At 57.0% G+C, this 207-nt stretch carries 1 rRNA gene; it reads left to right on the forward strand.

The features are described 5' to 3' along the window. Positions 1-207: ribosomal RNA gene (locus KUM03_RS24595) — 23S ribosomal RNA — on the forward strand; the annotation flags it as partial.

A 207-nucleotide genomic window follows, 5' to 3' on the forward strand; every position in this document is an offset into this window, starting at 1 on the left:
CAGGTAGAGAATACCGAGGCGTTCGGGTGAACTATGGTTAAGGAACTCGGCAAAATGCCCCCGTAACTTCGGGAGAAGGGGGGCCACGCCTGGTGATGAGTCTTGCACTCTGAGCTGGGGGTGGCCGCAGAGACCAGCGAGAAGCGACTGTTTACTAAAAACACAGGTCCGTGCGAAGCCGTAAGGCGATGTATACGGACTGACGCC

This window comes from Streptomyces sp. AC602_WCS936, assembly GCF_019049125.1.
Taxonomy (GTDB): domain Bacteria; phylum Actinomycetota; class Actinomycetes; order Streptomycetales; family Streptomycetaceae; genus Streptomyces.